Here is an 18664-nt window from a genome sequence, read left to right as displayed (position 1 = left end):
GCTTTTCGAAACGTTTATGCAACAATTTCAAAGATATCGATTCCCTGTGTTCAAAATACCTACTCCAGGCCAGTTACCACTCCCCGCGCAAACGACGATAGAGTGTGTCCACAAGTCTATTCTAAATTCTTACATTTAATAAGCAGTTTTCGAAAAAATAATCATCTCTGTATACAGTTTTTGAAATATAAACCAGCAGTTATGCAACCACGAAAACAATATTGCACAATCAATCAATTTCTGAATCTGCCATACTATTACCTGCTTGTTATTTTTCTACCTGTGCTTGCATGTGGACAGCATGATCATGAAAAAGCAAAGAATAGCAATACTCCCTGGGAAATAGTTGAGAATGTTGAACCGCAGCCATTGATCTCCCAGGCATTGCGAATTGATCAGGCTCTGCAATTTCTTGGTAGTTCTTTAAACAAGGAAGACCGGGAGCGGTTGATGGAATTAAAAAAGAAAAAGCCCGGACCTGAATTGGTGAAAGAGGTCCAGCAGATACTTGATCCATATTGCATTGCAGGAGTAAATATCAACCCGGAAGCCAGGGTGATGATTAAAAGGGGTGCCGCCGAACCTGTTCTGATCCAGGGTGGCTGGACAAGTTTCCTTATAAAAATTCAAAACGAATCGGGGGCAACTTCGCAGCTTGAAGTTGAAAGTGCCAATGCTGCTCCTATGTTTCATGGATCGCAAAATGATGCACGTGCAAAGCCTTCCCATCACCTTGATAGTGGCGATGTTGCCAATCGTTTTCTTGAAATCGGGATGTACCGGAACCGCCCTCTCGAGCCAAAACTTTCAGGACTGAAACTTGAATACGGCATAGTGCAATTATACAGCCGTGATAGTGGCCAGCGTGAAGTTAACCTTGGTTTCAGCATAGGTCAGGGCACCAAAGACCTTGCATTCAGAAATGCTATGAGTGTTTTGTTTACAATAAAGCCATCGGTAACAGTAGAACTTATACTAAAGGATGAAGAGGGCAGACCAGCAATGGGATCATTTACCATTACTGATAGTATTCAACGACTGCAGACAAAAAATTATAGGTTAACCTTTGCCCAAAATGAGTTTGGGGTGCTTTCTAAAAGACTGGTCGGAATTTATCCTTTACCATCACGAAGAATGGCTGAGACAGATGAGTACCCGGATTTTTATTTTCAGCCCCAGGTTTACCGCTTTGACGGTGAACATGTGTCGTTACCTCCCGGTACCTACAAGGTAAACTTCACGCGGGGCCCCGAGTATCTTTCACAAACTATAGGACTGGAAGTACCTAAAGGAGTGGCTAAAATACAACAGTCATTTAGTTTGAAGCGGTGGATTAACCTGGCTTCCCTGGGATGGTACAGTGCAGACCATCATATTCATGCAGCCGGCTGCAGCCATTATGAAAGCCCGGAAGAGGGAGTTGCACCACCTGCTATGTTCCGGCAATCATTAGGCGAGGGCCTGGATATGTCAACAGTTTTATCATGGGGTCCGGGTTGGTATAATCAGAAGAAATATTTCACAGGAAAATTGAGTTCATTGTCCACTACGGGTACTCTTATGCGTTATGATGTTGAAGTTTCAGGGTTTCCGTCTTCCCATGCGGGGCATATTGTTTTGCTTGACCTTGATGAAGATGACTATCCTGGCACTAAAACCATAGAAGACTGGCCCAGCTGGACCTTGCCTGTGCTTGACTGGGCGCAGGGTCAGGGTGGACTTACGGGTTATGCTCATTCAGGCTGGGGTCTCGAACCAATTACATCAACAACAGAATTACCAAATTATATACTGCCAAAAATGGATGGCATTGGTGCCAATGAATATGTGGTTACTGTGACACAGGGCAAAGTTGATTTTTTCAGTGCAGGAGATACGCCCGCTCCCTGGGAGTTAAACATGTGGTACCATACACTTAATTCCGGTTTCAGAACCAGGCTCAGCGGCGAAACGGATTTCCCATGCATTTTCGATGAAAGGGTCGGGCTGGCCAGGAGTTATTTCAAGACAGGTAATGGGTTAAGTTATGAGGGGTACATAAAGGCTATTAAATCCGGCCGGAGTTATGTTTCTGATGGAAGATCACATATCATTGATTTTACCGTGAACGAAACGGAAATGGGTGTAGGTAACAGCGAACTGAAAATTACAGCCGGGGAGACCGTAAAAGTAAAGGCTAAGGCAACCGCCTATCTTTCCGGACAGCAGGATGAGGCTGCTTCAGAAATTGCGGCAAAACCATTAACAGAACCGCCATACTGGAATACTGAAAGGGCGAGAATTAACAGTTCACGCAAAGTTCCGGTTGAACTTATTGTAAACGGGGAGTCCAAAGGCAGGTCGGAAATCGCTGCAGATGGTAAATGGAGCGATATCAGTTTCGACTATAAACTTCAACAATCTGCCTGGGTAGCGATCCGGATCTATCCGGCTGCACATACAAATCCGGTATTTGTAATTGTAGATAACAAACCAATCGGGTTAAAAAAAAGCGCGGAATGGTGCAGGCAGGCTGTTGATCAATGCTGGAAAACAAAAGAACCAAATATCAGGAAAAGTGAAAAACAAGCAGCGGAACAAGCTTATAAAGCCGCACGCATTATTTATGACCGCATCATAAATAGTGCAAACCAATAAAATGTTCAAATCTTAAAACCAATGTCAGCCAAGATTCCCGCCAATTCTGTTGTAAATCCATTCGGGGTGCCATTGTCTTCTCTTTCCGAGAACCATACGTTTTGCAGTCCGGAACGGATATAAATGCTTTCGCTCACAGTATTGCCTGGCAATAATATTATCAACCGGGAATATAAATACATCTTTTGTTTTCCGGAGTTCCATCAATGTTATGCCTGCGGTAGATGTAGTGGCTGATATCATCCCCTCACCGGCAGAAGGTAAATAAAATCCCTCAAGGACACGGTTATCGAAATATAAAATCCCATGATCCAGATGATCCTGTAAATACAAAGCCCTGTCTTCCCCAGAAACCTGTTTGTCTAATGCAAGTAATTCAGCTTTGAAGCCCGGCTGATAGGGTTCAATATGATCATGAAGACTGAGACTGTCAGTCTGTTTAGGCAATGGTTGTTGTCCGACTCCTTTAGTTTCCCCTGCTTTATAAAAAACATATTCTGTATCAGTCTCAAACCCAAGCTTCGAATAAACAGGTTCTCCAAGATCTGTAGCAATCAACGATAATAAATCACAGTGACTTGAAAATGCAACATCCATCAATGTTTTTGTGATCAGCTTTCCTATCCCCTTTTTTCGCATTCCGGGATGAACAATAATATGCGCCAGCCATGCTGAGTCATGGTGAATAATAGTCGTGCCTAAGCCAACAAGGTTATCATCCTCCGTAAACTTAAGCGGGAAACTGCACGAAGATTGAAGATAGATTTCATGCGCGGGCAATATACTTCCCCATCCCTCGGGCTGTAAAGCTGCTAATAAATGCAAATCCTCTTTTACAAGAGGATGTATCTCCAGGGCCATTTGTATTTGTTACCGGCCGTTAGCGCGAAGAACAGTAATATCTTTCTTAACCTGGTCGTCGTAGGTTTTCTTTACGATATAATGCCAGTTCTGGGCTGAAACATCAACAAAAAAGAGGTCTCCCTTTTTATGGTTTTTAACCGCATCTTCAAATTCCTTTGGCATCATTTCAGGACCAAAAAACCAACCGGTATCACCCTTGGTAGTATTTCCATCCATAGTATATTGATCTGAAAGCTCTTCAAAAGAAGCACCCGCATTTGCTTTAGCCACAATGATTTTTTTCAGACTATCTACTTCTGAATTCGATAAAGTTCCACCATCCAGGAAAATATAATTTGCCCGATATGCTACTGTCTCTGTGCCCTCGAGTATTTTATAGGTAACATATCCAACGTTTACGATGTCGCCCTTTTTTTGTCGCAAAAGACGTTTCTCAAGCATCGAAGAATCTTTGCCCCATGACAATTTATAAATCGTTGGTTTAAGGGCAGGATTTGCATCAATGAATTTTTGAGCGTCCTGCATGGTATTGATCTTCTGAAATTGCTCGGTTACAGTTGGCTGAGCAAAAAGCGTTACTGAAATCAGGAGGAATAAGCCCACAAGGCTATTTTTCATATGTCTACTTTTTGAGTTGTGGCGGATTGTTTATGATGCCACCTGAGTGAATGAAATCAATCTTGTTGTAAGAATAAAGATACCGAATTAGCTACATTTCAGATTGCCCGGGCCGGCGTCGATCGGTGTTTCAATAGTTAATTTATTCTAAAATAATCATATTGCCATGTATAAGCGCCGCTTTCCGAGTAAAAATTGTAATAGCGGGTTTTTTGGCATTCTGCTGAATGTATTAAATGGTCTTTCTACATCAATTTTAATGGGGGTCGGAAATCTTCCATTAACTTTAGGATGACTGAAAACTCAAAACCATCACTATTATGAAACTAGCATATTTAACTTTTGCTGCTTTCCACCTTGCCCTTGCCTGTAGCGCACAAACTTCTGTTCCGAGTGCCGAATTGCAGATAAAGGGGGCTTTGCTGGCTGCGCCGGCGGAGAAAAAAGACGGGGCCATGGTTTATGGTTATTCTGAAAAGGGTGACCTGGTAGTTCTTAAAAAAGGCACAAATGAATTTATTTGCCTGGCTGATGATCCGGCGCAGGCTGGTTTTTCTGTTGCCTGTTATCACAAAGATCTTGAGCCTTTCATGGAAAGAGGAAGGGCATTGAAAAAAGAAGGTAAGGACATGCAAGCGATATTTGATGCAAGAGAGGCAGAAGTGAAGTCAGGAAAACTGAAGATGCCGACACAGCCAACTACTTTATTCGTATATACAGCTTCAAATGAAAATTATAACAAGACCACAGGAGAAGTGACTGATGGTTATATCCGGTCTGTAGTTTACATTCCATACGCCACCCCTGAAACCACTGGTCTTCCTTTAAAACCAGCCGCTCCCGGTATGCCCTGGTTGATGCATCCGGCAACTCATGGCGCACATATTATGATCAGTCCGCCAAAGTCAAAATAATGTATCAGCGATAAAAAGCCTTCTATTTTTTATTCTGATCAACATAATTTTTTTTTGACCAGAATAAAAAAAGCCACCTTAATAAGGTGGCCGTTTTGAAGCTTATGAAAATAATTACGGTGTTACTATTGCATTTGCGTCAAGGATAACTGCTGTCTGTGCAAGCGCACGTCCTTTTAAAGAGGCACCAGTTTGAAATGTTATACCTGTCATAGATAATAAATTGCCCTCAATATGTGAGGTAGCTCCAAAAGTCGCCTGACCGGCTATCTGCCAGAAGATATTTTTTGCCTGGGCTCCACCACTTAATATTATATTTTTAGCGGCACTGACAGAAAGGTTTCCTGCAATCTGAAATATCCAGATATCGTTTGCACCGCCTGAAATTGTTAAGTCCGAAGGTACTGTTACACTACCTGTCCATTTATACAATCCCGGTAATAAAGTTTTTCCCCCGATATTTCCGCTGCCCAGTTCTGTAAAGTCGGGTAATGGTCTGCCTGCTGCATCATTGTAAGCAGTAAGCATGTTTCCGACAGCAGTTGTCATATTGCCGGGAGTTGGTACCGCCATGTCTGCGGCATAAACTTTTCCGGTTATCTGCGCTGATGTTGCATAACCTGTGGCGTCAGTTAACGAAAAACCGGTAATATAGGAAGTGGCCGCAGGACTTAAACCCAGGTCACCGGTGATTGCCGAAGTTGCACTATTATTGATCGCTGTTTTTGCGATTATAACATAATTTCCAGCAGCTCCCAGGTCAACTGCGGCCAGTGTGTTGATACTGCCGCCTGTTGTGAAACTCCAGGCCGCATTGTTTGCAAGTGCTTTTCCCGAAACACTTTTCGCTCCGGTAGTTATGGTAGCTGTGTATGTGGTAGCAGCTTCTAAAAGAACTAATGGCACAAACGTCGCCGTTTTGTCTGAGTAACTGATCGTGCCATCTATCCTGGTTGAACCTTTCATAAGCGTAAATGTCGAACTATTGATGGTAGCAGCATCCATCTCTTCACTAAATGTGAAACTGATCTCCTTGTTACGGGATACTCCGGTGATGTTATCCGATTGATCAGAGAAAGCAACAACCGGGCTTTTCTCAAATTCCTCGTCGTTCTTATCACATCCAAAAATCGAAATCATTGTTAACAGGGCAGAGATTTTTAATACATTCATAGAGTTGCTGATTTTATAGTGATACAAAATTGAACATGGTGAGACGTCTTAAGATTTTTCTACTTAAAACATTAAATAAGAATCTGTTGATTTTTTGTTACTCTTTGCTGAATAAGATTAGCCTTTGTTGCAGCAATTGGCTATTTTGAACTGCAGGAATAATGGCTGTTTTGATGATCACAGAAAATTAAATTTTCTAAAAGAAGCCATCGTGTATTCAATTATCGTTCATAAGGGACGCCACCATGTTGGAATCACCAGTCAAACGGAATAAGTTCAGGAGTATTGCAGAAACCTGGTGCCAAAAGGAAATAAACATTTTAATACGATAGATGATTGGCTCACTATAAGAAAAACCATCTGAAGGGCATTTGCTTGCGTCTAAGTGTAAATTGAGCGTAGCTAAAAAACGTTTTGGGATTTACCCATAGTTCAGGGGTTACGTCGCAGGATTTTCCGGTTATGTCTATTTTCTGTTATCATGGGGAGATTCGGGTTAATTTCGTCTGCAATAGTCTTATTTATTCAAAAAATACAATTGCTGCTATGTTCATGCTTCGTTCAAAAATTGCACTCACTTTCATTTCCCTGGTTGCATGTTATGGTGATGTCAGTGCCCAGCAAAAGGATTCATCACAGATAATCAATTTTAAAACGGTCGCAAACAAAAATGGTCCTACGCTTGGGTACTCTCTGGCTTCAGGCATAAAGCTGCTGGTTGTAAATGGGCTGCAGTTTAAGGATCTTAATAAAAATGGCAAACTTGATAAATACGAAGACTGGCGTTTATCTGCATCAGAAAGGGCGGCCGACCTGGCTTCAAAGTTAACCATCGAAGAAATCGCCGGACTTATGTTGTATAGCGGTCACCAGGCTATACCTGCCAATCCGAGAGGATTTGGTGCAGCTACCTATAATGGTAAACCGTTCCCGGAAAGCGGCGCAAAGCCATCAGATCTTACCGACCAGCAGAAAAAATTCCTGGCTGAAGATAACCTGCGCCATGTACTTGTAACAAGATTCCAAAGCCCGGCAGTTGCTGCAGGCTGGAATAATAATGTTCAGGCTTTTGTTGAAGGTCTTGGCAAGGGCATCCCTGCAAACAACAGTTCCGATCCGCGTCATAATGCAGTAGCAAGTACTGAATACAATGCTGGTGCGGGCGGTGCCATTTCGATGTGGCCCGAAGCATTAGGCATGGCAGCTACCTTTGATCCGGCCACTGTACAACGATTTGGAAAGATCGCTGCAATGGAATACAGGGCGCTTGGAATAGCCACTGCGCTTTCACCCCAGGTTGATCTGGGTACTGAACCAAGATGGAGCCGTCTCAATGGAACCTTTGGTGAGGATCCAAGACTTGCTGCCGACATGGCGAAAGCTTATATTGATGGATTTCAAACTTCAACAGGTAAAGATGAAATAAAAGATGGCTGGGGCTATCAAAGTGTGAATGCCATGGTGAAGCACTGGCCCGGGGGTGGTCCGGAAGAAGCTGGCAGGGATGGGCATTTTGCTTATGGCAAGTTTGCGGTTTATCCGGGTAATAATTTCGAAACTCAACTGGTTCCTTTTGTAGATGGAGCATTTAAATTATCAGGTAAAACAAAAATCGCTTCAGCGCTCATGCCTTACTATACTATTTCATTTAACCAGGATAAAAAATATTCAGAAAACGTGGGAAACGCATACAACAAGTATCTTATCACGGATCTGTTAAGAACAAAATACAATTACGATGGTGTGGTTTGTACTGACTGGGGAGTAACAGGAAATGAAGGGAAAACACCCGATATATTTGCAGGAAAGTCGTGGGGAGTAGAAACGCTTAGTGTCGCACAAAGGCACTACAAGGTCCTGATGGCCGGAGTTGATCAGTTTGGTGGTAACAATGCGGCAGCACCGATACTGGAAGCTTATCAAATGGGTGTAAAGGAACATGGCGAAGCGTTTATGCGTCAGCGCTTCGAAAAATCTGCAGTCAGGTTGCTAAGGAATATCTTCCAGGTCGGACTCTTTGAAAATTCTTATATCGATCCGTCATCTTCGACAACTATAGTTGGAAAACCTGAGTTTATGAAGGCTGGCTATGAAGCACAGTTGAAGTCAGTGGTGTTGCTGAAAAACAAAGGGGCAGTGCTACCGGTTGCAAAAACAAAAACAATTTATATTCCAAAAAGACTGACCCCTGCAGGCAGGGATTGGTTCGGTAACACTACACCTGAGAAACTTGATTATCCTGTGAATATGGAGCTGGTAAAAAAATATTTTAGGATAACCGATGATCCGGCAAAAGCGGATGTGGCGCTGGTATTTGTAAAAGGACCGGATGGGGGAGTTGGCTATAATAAAGAAGATAAGGCCAGTGGTGGAACTGGTTATGTGCCTATCAGCCTGCAATATGGACCTTATGTGGCAGACCATGCGCGCGCTCAAAGTATAGCAGCAGGCGATCCCGTGATCGATCCGGCGGTGACAAATCGTTCCTATAAGGGTAAGACCCTGACTGCCGCAAACAATGCTGATCTGAAAACAATACTTGACACAAAAACGGCGATGGGCACTAAACCGGTAATCGTTGCCCTTGCTTTATCAAATCCATTTGTACCCGCGGAATTTGAAAAAGAAGTGCCTGGTATTATTGTAAGTTTTGGAGTGCAGGACCAGGCATTGCTCGACATCATTTCAGGCGCGGCCAATCCATCGGGCCTTCTGCCCATTCAATTGCCGGCGAATATGAAAACGGTAGAAGAGCAAAAAGAAGATGTGCCGCATGATATGGATTGTTATGTTGATTCCGAAGGGAATAAATATGATTTTGGATTCGGTCTCAATTTCAAAGGAGTGATCAATGACACCAGGACCGCGAAATATAAACAAAAGCGCTGATGTATTTACGCTAGTGAGCGGCTTTTATGCCGCTCACCAATGGTTAAGGGTTCCAGGCTATTAACCATTATTCCGTTTCCTTCTTTGGAATAAACGTAGCGGTAGATGGGTTGTTTACTGGCTTTATGGTTTGCAGGTAATTATAAATGGCCTTGAGTTCATCATCAGACATGCGTTTAAATGAATTCCATGGCATTGGTGTGCCTTCGAGAAGTTTCCCTGCCCTGAACCTTTTTATAAATGCCTCCTGGCTCCATTGCCATATACGACCCGTGAAATGAGGAGTCAGATTTGGTGGAAGAAAAGTACCTTCTTTTTCGTCAAATGCTCCGCCACCCGCAAATGGCTCACCGGTGTAGGCGCCGGAAATATCCCTTTTAGTGTGGCATCCGCTGCAGTTTGCAATACTCACCGCCAGGTATTTGCCATAGGCCGCTGAAGTATCTCTTTTAATGGATTTCGGTATTTCACCATCAGGCCCAACCGGTTTCACCATAAATGCTTTGACCATGTTGCCAACAACATTCAGATGATTTTCGGGCACCTCATTACGTACAGGTTTCAAACTCCGCAGGTAAGAAATCACACTGACCAGGTCCTCATCCGTCATATTGTGAAAGGGCATAAAATCATAAACCGCAGTGCCATTGGCATGAACCCCATAACGAAGCACACGTGCGATTTCTTTGTCAGTCCTTTTTCCAATGCCTGTAGCTGAATCCGGGGTAATGTTTTTCGAGTAGACCTCCCCAACCGGTAAAGCAAACTTTACTCCTCCTGATAACACCGGTTCCGCATCAATGCCTGTCAGTGGATCCGCTCTCTTAGTGCTATGGCAGTCTACACAGTGAGCCGCACCCAGTACAAGTTCTCTTCCCCTGGATATCACTGCAGTATCTTTTGAAGCAGTCAATTCAGGATAGGGAGCCTCATAGGTAAGATTCTGACGGAAAGGTACAACTGCACTGACGCAGATTATAATCAGTAAGACAAGGGCGCCGGTCCACTTGAAGATTTTTTTGATCATTGGAGGTGTTTTAAGGTGGGGCGAAGATAAAATCGGCGCATAGCCATGTAAATGACAATTTGCTTATGTTGAGTAAATCAAAGCATGAATCAGGCAGATCGATGTATGGGGATTTAAGTTATCATTGCTTAATAAACCTGAATTAATGAAGACGATTTTGCTTTTCGCCTGCTTTTTTGCTCAATTTCAAATCTTCTCACAGTCAACAACAGAGCGTTACCCGGTTGACCCTGCATCCATTGAAAAAGCCGGCATTCCCAGGGGAGAGATACTCAAATTGTCTTTTAATCAATCCAAAATATTCCCCGGAACTTTTCGTGATTACTGGATCTATATACCTGCGCAATACACTCCTGATAAACCTGCCTGTGTTTATGTGAATCAGGACGGCATTCAATGGAAGGCCCCGGTTGTATTTGATAACCTGATCCATCAGAAAGAAATGCCGGTTACGATCGGAATCTTTGTAAGCCCGGGCAGAGTTGTTGCAGCCAATAAGGAGGGTGCCCTTGATCGCTTCAACCGTAGTTATGAGTATGATGGACTGGGAGATAACTATGTACGTTTTATTTTAGAGGAACTACTCCCGGAAGTTGAAAAACAGCGGACCACCGGTGGCCGGGCAATCAGGCTTTCAAAAAGCGGGAACGATCGCGCTATCGGTGGTTCAAGCAGTGGTGCCGTCTGTGCTTTTACCGCAGCCTGGGAAAGGCCGGATCAGTTTTCAAGGGTGTTCAGTGCCATTGGAACCTATGTAGGTTTGAGAGGCGCCGATCATTATCCCACTCTCGTCCGCAAATATGAACCAAAGCCGATCCGCGTTTTTTTACAGGATGGTTCTAACGACCTGAATATCTATGCGGGAGACTGGTGGAAAGCGAATGAGTCTATGGAGCGTGCACTTACCTTTTCAGGGTACGAGGTTAAACATGCCTGGGGCGAAGGAGCACATAATGGCCAGCATGGCAGTTCAGTTTTCCCTGAAGCTATGCGTTGGTTGTGGAAGGGCTGGCCTCAACAAGTGAAAACAGGCAATTCAAAAAACCAGGTGTTGGCAGATATACTTGTTCCCGGCGAGACCTGGGAACTCGTTGGTGAAGGTTACAAATTTACTGAAGGCACCGCTGCTGATTCAAAGGGCGGAATGATCTACCAGGATATACCAAATTCAAAAACTTATTCAATAGACAACAACGGTAAGCCCGTACCACTAACACTGGATTCAAAAAAGGCAGCAGGAACAGCTTATGGCCCGGATGGCCGTCGTTACGTTGCTGCAACAGGAACAAGACAGGTGGTGAGTTATGATATTGAAGGCAAAGAAAAAGTACACGCTGACAGTGTAGCCCCCAATGATATCGTAGTGACCCACAACGGGAATATTTATATCACCTCTCCAAACGGTTCTGATAAACCCGGCAACATCATACTCATCAGGCCAAATGGAGAACAGATTATTGTTGATGCAGGTCTGAGGTTTCCCAATGGTATTGCGGTTACCCCGGATCAGACACAGCTTTATGTTACGGAATCTACCTCCCATTGGGTCTGGATTTATTCCATAATGCCTGATGGAACACTAACGAACAGGCAACGCTACGGCTGGCTGCATGAACCTGACAACAAAGAAAACGCCTGGGCCGATGGATTAAAGTGTGATACTGCTGGCCGGGTATATGTCACCGGCTGGTTAGGCGTGCAGGTGCTTGATCAGTTGGGCCGGGTGAATGCGATCCTGCCCTTACCTTCGGGACAGGCTTCGAACTGTGCCTTCGGAGGGCCTGGATTCAATGTGTTATATGTTACTTGTGGGGATAAAGTTTACCGGCGGAAAATGAAAACAAGAGGTGCCAATTCGTTTGAGAGGCCGGTGAAACCAGGAGCACCGAGATTGTAAAGATCAGCCTGTATCCGTTTCATTCATGCTTTTAGCAACTCTATCCCTCAACCACTCAACCTATCCCATTTACCATATTCAAGGCTGAACATTGATGTTATGTTTGTAATGCAATTTAACCTTTAAAACATAATAGCGATGCCTACAACAGCAGTTACCAATCAACCAGTGTTAAACCCCGGCCGGATCCTCGAAACAGGATTGTCGTTCTGGTCTTCAAAAGTATTACTCACAGCAGTAAAACTTGACCTGTTCACCTACCTGTCAGATGACGCGAAAACAGCAGAAGAAATCAGGACCGATTTTAGTTTGCATCAGAGAAGTATTTATGACTTCCTTGATTCGCTGGTAGCCTTGCAATTTCTCAAACGAGAAGGAGAGGGCGCTGAGGCGCTCTATCGCAATACCCCGGAAACATCTCTTTTCCTGCATAGGGGAGAACCTACCTATGTTGGTGGTATGCTGGTTATGGCCAATGACCGATTGTATCCATTCTGGAATAATCTCGAAGAAGCCCTGGCAACAGGCAAACCGCAAAACGAATCAAAAACTGGCGGTGGTTCGCTCTTTGAAGCTCTCTATGCAGACGAACAGAGACTGGAAGGATTTGTTGCCGCTATGGGTAGCTTCCAGATTGCCAACTTTATCTCATTTGCCCGGCAGTTTGATTTTTCACCATACAAAACACATTGTGATATTGGCGGCGCAGGCGGACATTTCTCAGCCCAGGTGGTAGCATTTAATCCTTCAATTCAATCTATAAGTTTTGACCTGCCAGCGGTTGCAAACATTGCAAAACGTAACCTGCGTGCTCAGAACATTGAAAACAGTGTAGAGGTAGTTTCCGGCGATTTCTTCAAGGATGAGTTTCCGAAAGCTGATGTTATCACAATGGGAAACATCCTGCACGACTGGGACCTGGCGACAAAAAAAATGCTGATAAAAAAAGCTTATGATGCATTACCTGAAGGAGGCGCCTTTGCGGTAATTGAAAATGTTATCGACGATAAGCGCGAAAGAAACGCATTCGGTTTGTTGATGTCACTCAACATGCTTATCGAAACAGATGGTGGCTTCGACTATACCGGGGCTGATTTTTATGGCTGGGCGAAGGAGGCTGGTTTCAAAACTATGCAGGTGATGCCGCTTACAGGACCAACTTCGGCGCTTATCGTTTACAAGTAAGTCTTATTGATTAACAGTTAGGCTTATTGCTTCAAGTCAGTCTTATCGATTACAAGTCAGTCTTATCGATTACAAGTCAGTCTTATTGTTTACCAGTCTGTCTTATTACTTCAAGTCTGTCTTATTGCTTCAAGTCAGTCTTATCGTTTACAAGTAAGTCTTATTGATTATCAGTCAGTCTTATTACAAGTAAGTTTTGCTTTTTCCCAGTCAATCTTATTGCTTCGAAGTGAGTCTCTTGTTTACGTTTGAGTTTCAGTGCTCACACGTCATCAAAACCGCCAGTATGATTTTCAACGTTCCCCGGGGATCATGGGGGAGAAGGGAATAACGGACCAGTTCTGTTATTCCTTTTTTTATGGTTTCTGATGCAGGAAAGAGGCGTAGTTTTGCAGCTTATGGAGATGAACCAAGAATTGAAACTGGCCGTACTGATAGATGCAGATAATATACCTTATGCAAATATCAAGGGTATGTTAGAGGAAATTGCCAAGTACGGTATACCTACTTTCAAACGGATCTATGGCGACTGGACCCGGCCTTCGTTGTCTGGCTGGAAGGGCGTTCTGCTGGAAAACGCGATTACCCCCATCCAGCAATACAGCTATACCAAAGGAAAAAATTCTACTGATTCGGCGTTAATCATCGACGCGATGGATATTTTGTATACTGCCCAGGTAGATGGTTTTTGTATCATTTCAAGTGACAGTGATTTCACCAGGCTGGCAACCCGGCTGAGAGAAGCCGGGAAAAAAGTGTTTGGAATGGGAGAGAAGAAAACGCCTGTTTCATTTATCGCCTCTTGTAACAAGTTTATCTATATAGAAATCCTGAAGGTCGAATCCAAGCCATCACCCACCCCCGTTTCCCTTGCAAAGGAAATCAGAGGAAGAAACAACCGGAGTAAAAATGTGCCGGATAAAGTATTGCCCGAGAAGCCGGTAGAACAAAACGCGCACCTACAGAGAGCAGTTGCAGACACTGCAGTTTCAAGGGCCGTTCCCGTGGAAAAAAATCCAACTGAAAAATCTATTGATGAGAAGCCCACTACCTCCAGGCCCGCATTCGTATCACCACTCAATGACGCAGTTATCCGGCTTATTACCGATAGCATTAATGACCTGGCGGAAGAAGATGGTTGGGTAGGTCTCGCAGTCCTCGGGGCCCTCATCATGAAAAAACAACCCGCCTTCGATCCAAGAAATTACGGCTTCAAGAAGTTGGTTGAACTCGTTAAGAGTATTCCACAGATCGAAATTGATAAACGGGAAAGCTCGAAGAATAATGTTTCTCATTTTTATGTAAGAATTAAAGAGAATGTTGAGTTATGAATTATGAGAAATGAGTGATTCCACTACATATCATTTTAACCAAATTTCATAATTGATCCACTGTTTTCAACGATTCACGCAGTTTCAACTAGCATTGACCTGAAATTCTTTTTAGCATTGTGTTCTTAACAATCTAAAAAAACCTTGTCGATGCAAAAGAAGGTCACAACAATCAGTCAGAAAAAAATATTATTTGTCACAGCTCCCGCAGACGGACATTTTAATCCACTAACCGGGCTCGCAAAACATCTGCAAAACATTGGTTATGATGTGCGCTGGTATACACAGGATTCATATAAGGAAAGACTTGCAAAGCTGGAAATACCACACTATCCCTATATACTCGCTCCGCAACTCAACCAGGATAACTTTGAAACATTTTTCAAAGAGCGTGACTTCAAAAAGAGCCAGGTAGCTAAATTTAAATTTGACCTGGAACATGCTTTTATCATGCCTGCAACAAAGATCATTCTGGATCTTGAGGAAATTCATAGAGAGTTTCCGTTTGACCTCGTAATCGCAGATATATTTTCATTTGTGATCCCAATGATCAAGGTAAGAATCGGTGTTCCGGTTGTTGCTGCGGGAATTGTTCCGATAATGGAAACCTCGAAGGAGCTGCCGCCCGCAGGTTTAGCCTTAACACCCAGTTCAAACCCCGTGGGCAGGCTCGCTCACAAAGCGCTGGGATGGTTTACCAATAAAATAATCTTCAAAAGACCGAATGACATATATAATGAGGTGCTGAAAAATTTCGGTGTTGCTTATCCTGGCAAAAATATTTTCGATATCCTCTATTACTCTTCCGATGTAGTTCTACAAAGCTGCACCCCGGGCTTCGAATATAAACGCAGCGATCTGAGCAAAAACATCCGGTTTGCCGGTCCGTTATTACCCTATTCCTCAAAGAAAAACCGGGAGCCCTGGTATGACAGAAGACTTACACAATATGAGAAGATAATACTGGTTACCCAGGGTACCGTGGAAAAAGATGTAAACAAACTCATCATTCCAACACTCGAAGCATTAAAAGATTCAGACGCGTTAATCGTATGTACGACGGGAGGTTCACAAACGGCCGAATTGAAATCAAAATATAATCAGTCGAATATCATTATCGAAGACTTTATCTCGTTTGATGATATAATGCCTTATGCTGACCTGTATATAACCAATGGTGGATACGGTGGAGTAATGCTTGGCATCCAAAACGAACTTCCAATGATTGTTGCCGGCGTGCATGAAGGAAAAAATGAAATATGTGCGAGGGTCGGATACTTCAACTTAGGTAAAAATCTGAAGACTGAAACTCCTAAACCGGAACAGATAGCTGATGCTGTAAAAGAGGTGTTTGGAAACCCGGTTTATAAACTTAACGTGATCAACCTGAGAGAAGAGTTTTCCAACTATAATCCTAATGAACTGTGTGCGAAATACGTAGCTGAATTAACGTTGTCTGGTGTTACTGAAAGCGAAAGACACGCCCGACGCGCAGATGCACTCATCTATTGATGGACGCAATCCCGTCAACCATAGGGGCACCCTGTTGATTGCCCGGTTCGTGGTATAGATTTAATTTCGAAATTAAGTACCTTGAAGACTGTTTGAACTGCATTTTAGACCTTCATTAAATCTGTCTGAAAGTGATAGATCTATACGGAAACTTAGTTTCAAATAAGAATCATTACAAGCAACTTCGCTTTAACGATTGCCTTGTGTCGATTTATAATTGTCCGCTCGACAACAAAAGCCAGGATCTTTGGAGCCAGCACAGCTACTTCGTGTATGTCATGAGGGGACGCAAAGTCTGGCATACTGCTCATGGGTCCTATGATCTCCGGGAGGGTAGTTGTGTTTTAGTAAGAAAAGGAGCTTGCGTTGTTGAACAGTTTTTTGATGACACTTTTTGCCTGGTAATATTTTTTGTGACTGACGAGTTTATCTGCGATGTTTTGCAAACCAAATCTTCTCCTGTAAAAGCGCCGCCGAGAAAATACGAGTCAGTGATAACCATAGAAACAAACGCGGTACTGAAGACTTTTTTCGATTCTATGATGCCTATTTTTGAATTGAACCCTACACCTGACAAATCGCTGATCAATCTTAAGTTCAGGGAGTTGATACTGACCGTGGCAGATAATCCTGCCAATGAAGAAATATTATCTTATTTCTGTTCCCTGTTAAATACTCCCAGGTCGGTATCCCTGCAGCAGGTAATGGAAGATAATTTTTGCTTCAATCTGAAACTGGAAGAATTCGCGAGGTTGAGTTCCAGGAGTTTATCTGCCTTTAAACGTGACTTCATTAAAATTTATAAAACCTCCCCGGGGAAGTGGTTGCTTGAAAAGAGGTTAAATCATGCTTTCCATCTCATTACCAATCGCGATAAAAGCATCAGTGACACTGCCTTTGAAACGGGTTTTGAAAGCCCTGCACATTTTAGTCGTGCCTTCCGTGAACGGTTTGGCAGATCGCCGGCTTCGTTGAGGAACGCTACGGCGCTCTGGAATTGATCAGCCAGCTTAAGTGATCCATAGTGTACCGAAAAATGACCAGTTCGGCCTAAATTCATCATATTGGGGATTGAATCGTTGAGGCCGGGGCGGGCACAATTTTGTGTATTCTTAGGAAAACATATTTTATGGATACTAACACAGCCACACAAAAGATTTCATCCGCTATAGGAAACCCGGAAAAAAGAGAAGGGCCGGTAGCAAGGACAATTGAGGAGCAGACCGCAAAGCTTCCGTCAGATCTGTTTTTATGGGCCGCAGGAGCGTCGATGCTCACTTCACTTACCCTTAAGATAATGGGACGTAAGCACACCGCATTATTCGTTGGTCAATGGGCCGCGCCTTTCCTGTTACTGGGCATTTACAATAAGATAGTTAAGGTGGCGGGGCATGATGAAAAGAGCTAAATTATCCCTTTAAAACATTCATCCGGGAAGTCCTGTTTGCAAAAACCGGACTTCCTTTTTTTTATCAGAACCCTATCTTTCATTATTCTTGCGCATCCATTTATCACAGTTGAAATCGTTCAAACAAATGAGTGTACTTTTTAGTCCGTTAACAATCGCAAACACAGAACTTACAAACCGGATCGCAATTTCACCGATGTGCCAGTATTCAGCTACAGACGGGTTGGCGAATGACTGGCACCTGGTGCACCTTGGGAGCAGGGCAGTGGGTGGCGCCGGATTGATCATGCAGGAAGCTACAGCGGTGACGGCATCGGGTAGGATAACATATGGCGATCTGGGGATCTGGAATGATGAACAATCTGTGAAGTTTACACAAATTGTGAATTTCATTCACCAGCAGGGTGCAAAGGCAGGGATACAACTTGCCCATGCGGGGAGAAAGGCGAGTTGCGAACTTCCGTGGAAAGGCGGGCAACAGATCGCGCCGGACAAACCAAACGGGTGGCAGACGGTAAGCGTGTCGGACATTCCTTTTAAACCCACAGAAGCCGCGCCCACGAGGCTTGATAAAAACATGATACAAGCTCTGATCGGGGACTATGTAAATGCTGTCAAAAGAGTTAAAGACATCGGGTATGATGTTATCGAAATACATGCGGCCCATGGTTATCTCATACACCAGTTCTATTCTCCGCTCAGCAATAACCGTTCAGATGAATATGGTGGAAGCTTTGAAAATCGTGTCCGCCTTCTATTGGAAATAACGCGCGCGGTAAGAGAAGAATGGGGTGCAGAGAAACCACTTTTTGTGCGTATCTCAGCAACCGATTGGACGGAAGGTGGATGGACCATAGATGATTCAGTGAACCTGGCTAAGTTGTTGAAGTCTGAAGGGGTTCACTTAATCGATACTTCAAGTGGTGGAAATGTGCCGGTAGCAAAAATTCCACACACACCTGGTTACCAGGTGGAATTCGCATCCCGGATCAGGAACGAAGCCGGCATCATGACTGGTGCAGTCGGTCTGATAACTTCAGCACAGCAGGCAGAGGAAATACTTAATAAAAACCAGGCTGACCTGGTTTTGCTGGCAAGGGAAAGCCTGCGAAATCCAAACTTTCCACTAAGCGCTGCACACCACCTGGGGACAGATGTCAACTGGCCGGTTCAATATGAAAGGGCAAAACCAAGAGTTTAGGCAGAACA

Annotated in this window: 14 protein-coding genes; 10 read left to right on the top strand and 4 right to left on the bottom strand. The window is 43.7% G+C overall.

From position 1 onward, the window contains the following. Positions 1 to 201 precede the first annotated feature (201 nt). Positions 202 to 2637, top strand: a complete 2436-nt coding sequence (locus ACX0G7_RS07300) for a CehA/McbA family metallohydrolase (protein ID WP_458922781.1) — start codon at positions 202 to 204, stop codon at positions 2635 to 2637. Positions 2638 to 2661: 24 nt separating this feature from the next. Here the strand turns inward: ACX0G7_RS07300 and ACX0G7_RS07295 are convergent, their stop codons facing one another. After that, on the bottom strand, positions 2662 to 3498 hold the full coding sequence (locus ACX0G7_RS07295; protein ID WP_458922780.1) for a GNAT family N-acetyltransferase: 837 nt from the start codon (positions 3496 to 3498) through the stop codon (positions 2662 to 2664). A gap of 9 nt (positions 3499 to 3507) precedes the next feature. Next, positions 3508 to 4119, bottom strand: coding sequence for a peptidylprolyl isomerase (locus tag ACX0G7_RS07290; protein WP_458922779.1), 612 nt, complete (start codon positions 4117 to 4119; stop codon positions 3508 to 3510). Positions 4120 to 4439: 320 nt separating this feature from the next. Here ACX0G7_RS07290 and ACX0G7_RS07285 point away from each other — a divergent pair, with 320 nt between their 5' ends. Further along, the gene (locus ACX0G7_RS07285) at positions 4440 to 5033 is read left to right on the top strand and encodes a hypothetical protein (protein WP_458922778.1); all 594 of its coding nucleotides are present in this window, start codon (positions 4440 to 4442) and stop codon (positions 5031 to 5033) included. Positions 5034 to 5147: 114 nt separating this feature from the next. Here ACX0G7_RS07285 and ACX0G7_RS07280 read toward each other — a convergent pair whose 3' ends face one another. Further along, on the bottom strand, positions 5148 to 6206 hold the full coding sequence (locus tag ACX0G7_RS07280; RefSeq protein ID WP_458922777.1) for an ice-binding family protein: 1059 nt from the start codon (positions 6204 to 6206) through the stop codon (positions 5148 to 5150). A 552-nt stretch (positions 6207 to 6758) separates the two neighbouring features. Between ACX0G7_RS07280 and ACX0G7_RS07275 the strand changes: the two genes are divergently transcribed. After that, positions 6759 to 9095, top strand: a complete 2337-nt coding sequence (locus ACX0G7_RS07275) for a glycoside hydrolase family 3 protein (protein ID WP_458922776.1) — start codon at positions 6759 to 6761, stop codon at positions 9093 to 9095. A gap of 67 nt (positions 9096 to 9162) precedes the next feature. Here ACX0G7_RS07275 and ACX0G7_RS07270 read toward each other — a convergent pair whose 3' ends face one another. Further along, entirely contained in the window at positions 9163 to 10122 is a 960-nt protein-coding gene (locus ACX0G7_RS07270) for a cytochrome c (RefSeq protein WP_458922775.1), read from the bottom strand. A 145-nt stretch (positions 10123 to 10267) separates the two neighbouring features. Here ACX0G7_RS07270 and ACX0G7_RS07265 point away from each other — a divergent pair, with 145 nt between their 5' ends. The 7 genes from ACX0G7_RS07265 (at position 10268) to ACX0G7_RS07235 (ending at position 18656) form a co-directional block, all read left to right on the top strand. After that, positions 10268 to 12019, top strand: coding sequence for an SMP-30/gluconolactonase/LRE family protein (locus ACX0G7_RS07265; protein ID WP_458922774.1), 1752 nt, complete (start codon positions 10268 to 10270; stop codon positions 12017 to 12019). Between the two features lie 138 nt (positions 12020 to 12157). After that, entirely contained in the window at positions 12158 to 13204 is a 1047-nt protein-coding gene (locus ACX0G7_RS07260; RefSeq protein WP_458922773.1) for a methyltransferase, read from the top strand. A 404-nt stretch (positions 13205 to 13608) separates the two neighbouring features. After that, positions 13609 to 14535 (top strand): NYN domain-containing protein, encoded by a 927-nt coding sequence (locus tag ACX0G7_RS07255; RefSeq protein WP_458922772.1) that lies wholly within the window; start codon positions 13609 to 13611, stop codon positions 14533 to 14535. A gap of 150 nt (positions 14536 to 14685) precedes the next feature. After that, positions 14686 to 16047: a glycosyltransferase gene (locus ACX0G7_RS07250; RefSeq protein ID WP_458922771.1), complete on the top strand. Its 1362-nt coding sequence runs from the start codon at positions 14686 to 14688 to the stop codon at positions 16045 to 16047. 203 nt (positions 16048 to 16250) lie between these two features. Further along, a complete protein-coding gene (locus tag ACX0G7_RS07245) occupies positions 16251 to 17048 on the top strand; it encodes a helix-turn-helix domain-containing protein (protein ID WP_458922770.1) in 798 nt (265 codons plus the stop codon). A gap of 128 nt (positions 17049 to 17176) precedes the next feature. After that, positions 17177 to 17455 (top strand): hypothetical protein, encoded by a 279-nt coding sequence (locus tag ACX0G7_RS07240; protein WP_458922769.1) that lies wholly within the window; start codon positions 17177 to 17179, stop codon positions 17453 to 17455. A 127-nt stretch (positions 17456 to 17582) separates the two neighbouring features. Next, entirely contained in the window at positions 17583 to 18656 is a 1074-nt protein-coding gene (locus ACX0G7_RS07235) for an NADH:flavin oxidoreductase/NADH oxidase (RefSeq protein ID WP_458922768.1), read from the top strand. Positions 18657 to 18664 lie beyond the last annotated feature (8 nt).

Source organism: Flavitalea antarctica (genome assembly GCF_054461535.1).
The sequence above is the reverse complement of the archived record's forward strand: the minus strand, read 5'-3'. Positions and strand labels throughout refer to the sequence as shown.

Excerpts from the sequence above, each read along its gene's own strand:
- ACX0G7_RS07300 (WP_458922781.1), top strand. The coding sequence starts at position 202 with ATGCAACCACGAAAACAATATTGCACAATCAATCAATTTCTGAATCTG.
- ACX0G7_RS07295 (WP_458922780.1), bottom strand. The coding sequence starts at position 3,498 with ATGGCCCTGGAGATACATCCTCTTGTAAAAGAGGATTTGCATTTATTA.
- ACX0G7_RS07290 (WP_458922779.1), bottom strand. The coding sequence starts at position 4,119 with ATGAAAAATAGCCTTGTGGGCTTATTCCTCCTGATTTCAGTAACGCTT.
- ACX0G7_RS07285 (WP_458922778.1), top strand. The coding sequence starts at position 4,440 with ATGAAACTAGCATATTTAACTTTTGCTGCTTTCCACCTTGCCCTTGCC.
- ACX0G7_RS07280 (WP_458922777.1), bottom strand. The coding sequence starts at position 6,206 with ATGAATGTATTAAAAATCTCTGCCCTGTTAACAATGATTTCGATTTTT.
- ACX0G7_RS07275 (WP_458922776.1), top strand. The coding sequence starts at position 6,759 with ATGCTTCGTTCAAAAATTGCACTCACTTTCATTTCCCTGGTTGCATGT.
- ACX0G7_RS07270 (WP_458922775.1), bottom strand. The coding sequence starts at position 10,122 with ATGATCAAAAAAATCTTCAAGTGGACCGGCGCCCTTGTCTTACTGATT.
- ACX0G7_RS07265 (WP_458922774.1), top strand. The coding sequence starts at position 10,268 with ATGAAGACGATTTTGCTTTTCGCCTGCTTTTTTGCTCAATTTCAAATC.
- ACX0G7_RS07260 (WP_458922773.1), top strand. The coding sequence starts at position 12,158 with ATGCCTACAACAGCAGTTACCAATCAACCAGTGTTAAACCCCGGCCGG.
- ACX0G7_RS07255 (WP_458922772.1), top strand. The coding sequence starts at position 13,609 with ATGAACCAAGAATTGAAACTGGCCGTACTGATAGATGCAGATAATATA.
- ACX0G7_RS07250 (WP_458922771.1), top strand. The coding sequence starts at position 14,686 with ATGCAAAAGAAGGTCACAACAATCAGTCAGAAAAAAATATTATTTGTC.
- ACX0G7_RS07240 (WP_458922769.1), top strand. The coding sequence starts at position 17,177 with ATGGATACTAACACAGCCACACAAAAGATTTCATCCGCTATAGGAAAC.
- ACX0G7_RS07235 (WP_458922768.1), top strand. The coding sequence starts at position 17,583 with ATGAGTGTACTTTTTAGTCCGTTAACAATCGCAAACACAGAACTTACA.